The organism is Sulfuricurvum sp. (assembly GCF_049305995.1).
In the GTDB taxonomy this organism is placed as follows: Bacteria; Campylobacterota; Campylobacteria; order Campylobacterales; family Sulfurimonadaceae; genus Sulfuricurvum.
In genome coordinates, this window is the sequence record NZ_JBAQPS010000281.1 from 1 (window position 1) to 3440 (window position 3440).

3 protein-coding genes are annotated in these 3440 nt (G+C 42.0%); 1 reads left to right on the plus strand and 2 read right to left on the minus strand.

Annotated elements, in window-relative coordinates:
• Together WA010_RS09600 and dnaJ are read right to left on the minus strand one after the other, a co-directional pair.
• Positions 1-1260: HD domain-containing phosphohydrolase (locus WA010_RS09600; RefSeq protein WP_422556904.1), on the minus strand; the 1260-nt coding region annotated here is incomplete at its 3' end.
• Positions 1261-1313: 53 nt separating this feature from the next.
• Entirely contained in the window at positions 1314-2432 is a 1119-nt protein-coding gene (dnaJ, locus tag WA010_RS09605; protein WP_422556905.1) for a molecular chaperone DnaJ, read from the minus strand.
• A 146-nt stretch (positions 2433-2578) separates the two neighbouring features.
• Here dnaJ and WA010_RS09610 point away from each other — a divergent pair.
• A partial coding sequence (locus WA010_RS09610; RefSeq protein WP_422556906.1) for a Glu/Leu/Phe/Val dehydrogenase dimerization domain-containing protein occupies positions 2579-3440 on the plus strand: 862 nt, incomplete at its 3' end.

Here is a 3440-nt window from a genome sequence, read left to right on the forward strand (position 1 = left end):
GGAGAAAGCATTGAATGCTGCTGTGATAATATCAGGGTGAAACTGACTTTTACAGGATGTTTGCAATTCATTGAGCGCTTCATGTACCCCTTTTCGCCCTTTGTAAATCCGATTGGTTGTCATTGCATCAAAACAGTCGGCAATCGCTAATATTTGAGAGTTAAAAGGAATAGCATCCCCTGATAATCCAAACGGATAACCGCTACCATCGAACCGCTCGTGGTGATATCGTATAATTTCAGCAATGGAAGTAAATATTTCTACTTTGCTGAGAAGTTCATAGCTGGCATTGACATGTTCTTCGATCAATTTTCGCTCTATTGGTTCAAGTTTGCCCGGTTTAAGTAAAATAGAATCAGGAATGGCAACCTTTCCGATATCATGCAAAGCACCGGCTCGATAGAGCTCTTCTTGATGTATTTCATCCAATCCAAGGTGTTTTCCGATGAGCCTAGAGTATTCTCCAACCCGTTTACCGTGTCCGGCAGTATAGTTGTCTCGTTGCTCGATTAGCGCAACAAGTGAATAAAGATTTTGTTCGTAAAGATTGATTTTTTCATTAATCCGTTCAAAGGAAGATCGATAGCCCCAATAAAGTCCAATAAGCCCTATACACCACATAGTGATAATGATTGTAACACTGACCTGTATTCCTGATGTAAAGATTTCATCATAGTAACTTAACGGAATTTGGACTGAGAGTCCGCCACGTATATCTCCTACTCTGTATCCTTGATTCCCATGACATTTTAGACATTTTTGATCGATAAAAAAGGGGCGCATATAACGTAATGTGCCGTCAGTGATTTCATAAAGGTCTTTTCGAGATGTTTCAATCCGGTGAAGAGCATTATCTTCCCACTGATCCGGTTGATTATGAGGATTGATAAGTTTCAGGCTGGTGAGATGTCCTTTAACTCCTGAATATTTTCCGTAGCTTTCTGTAACTTGGCGCAGTGCATATGCCGGATTTAAAAGAGTTAGCTGTACTCCGGTTGTTGTATTGACATCCCGATTAGGGACTTTTAGATAGGGATTTGGAGGGGAATTTTTATCGATTGGGGCATAAACTCCCCCTTTGGACGCGACCCAAGTACGAAATGCAAGATCTTTGTTAATTCCTGTACGTGCTTCGAGTAGAGCCAGTGATTTGATTTCATTGTATTTTTGATAAATAATGTAACCGATGAAAAAAGATATAAGTATTGTCCAAATAATGGATAAAGCAAGAAAAATTTTAGTGATTTGACGCTTTTCCATAATCTAACTACCTTACGACAAAATTATAATGCCGTAAAGATAATAACTATATCTTATTTAAACCACCCTTTGACCCTATCAAATGCCGATTCAAAAAGAGATTCATGCGGTTTTGATTCGATTCCGAAACTTTCTTGAAGCTTTTGAAGGAGGGCTTCTTGTTCAGCATTGAGCCGATTGGGGTAAGTGAGATGGATTTGAGCGATAAGGTCCCCTTTGCCTCGTCCGTGAACATCGGAAACCCCTTCATTTCGGAAACGGTACTGTTGAGCGTCTTTGGTTCCTGTTTCGAGTTCGAGAGTTAATTCGCCGTTGAGAGAGGGTATTATGATGTCTTCACCGAGAACCGCTTGGGTAAAAAATATTGGGACTTCGAGATAAATATCGTTACCGTTTCGGATAAAGTGGTTATCATCTTCAACACTGAAGGTTACGTATAAATCACCGCGTACACCGCTTTTCCCAATATTCCCCTTACCGGAAACGCGTAAACGATTTCCATTATCGATACCGGCAGGAATTTTAACGGTGACACTCTCTTTACTCTCTGTATAGCTTTTTCCTTTGCAATCACCGCATTTTTCACTTGCCATCGTTCCCTCACCGTGACACGCAGGGCAGGTTTGAGAAAAGGTCATAAACCCTTGACGAACATACACTTGTCCTTTGCCTCCGCATTGACTACAGCTGGTTACTTTTCCCTCTTTGGCTCCGGTTCCTTTACAGGTTTTACATGAGCTTTTTGCGCTAAATTTGACCTCTTTTTCACATCCGAATACTGCCTCTTTAAAGCTGATACGCATATCGATACCCATATCGAGTGGAAATTTATCGCTTGGTGCGCGTGATTGGCGTCCACGTCCTCCACCTGCAAATCCGTTGAACATCTCTTCGAAAATAGAGCCTAAATCATCAAATCCACCACTAGAACGTCGTCCCCCACCACCTTGAAGCCCCTCTTTTCCGTAACGATCATAAATACTGCGTTGTTGATCATCACTCAAAACTTGGTAGGCTTCATTGCAAAGTTTGAACTTGTGTTCTGCACTCTCATCATCGGGATTGCGGTCTGGATGGTAGAGTTTCGCCATTTTGCGGTAGGCTTTTTTGATCTCGTTCCCATTGGCATTTTTAGAGACTTCTAATATTTCATAATAGCTAAGATTTTCCACGTATTCACTCCGAAAAGACTATTTTTTTGGAATTATACCATGTCAAAAAGAGTGTTAGCTTAATTGAGTCAAAGAGCATCAAGTTTAGTAAAGTATTGAAGTAGTAGCATATGAAATAAAAATTACTGAGATGATAGGGAGCATTTATGGTCGAAAAAATTTTAGCCAATCTCAAAAAATCTAACTGTGCAACTGACAATACCTTTTTACAGGCGGTGAGTGAAGTCCTTACTTCCCTCGAACCGATCATCAAAACTGATCCACGTTATGAACAGTTCGCCATTTTAGAACGCCTTGTTACCTCTGATCGGATCATACAGTTTAAAGTTCAATGGCTCGATGATCATAATCAGGTGCATATCAACAACGGCTACCGTATCCAGTTTAACAACTCTCTTGGACCCTATAAAGGGGGGCTGAGATTTCATCCCAGTGTTACGACGGGGGTATTGAAATTTTTAGCTTTTGAGCAGATTTTCAAAAATTCTCTTACTGGACTGCCGATCGGTGGAGCCAAAGGGGGATCGGATTTCGATCCCAAAGGGAAAAGCGATTTCGAGATTATGAAATTTTGCCATGCGTTTATGCGTGAACTTCACCCTTATATCGGTGCTCGTGTCGATGTTCCGGCAGGGGATATAGGGGTGGGGAGCCGAGAGATCGGATATCTGTTCGGAGAGTACAAACACATTACCCGCAATTATGACGGGGTTCTCAGCGGTAAGCCTTATGCGTTCGGTGGATCGTTGATGCGTCCTCAAGCGACAGGATACGGGGTTGTCTATTTCGCTAGAGAGATGCTCAAAGAAGAGTTGCAAGAGTCGTTAGAAGGGAAAATTTGTACGGTGAGTGGTGCGGGGAATGTCGCCATTCATACGATAGAGAAACTTCAGCAACTCGGCGCGATTGTGATCACGTGTAGCGACAGCGACGGAGCGATTTATGATCCGAACGGTATCGATTTAGCCCTTTTGCGTCATTTAAAAGAGGAGGGGAGACGTCTCTCTT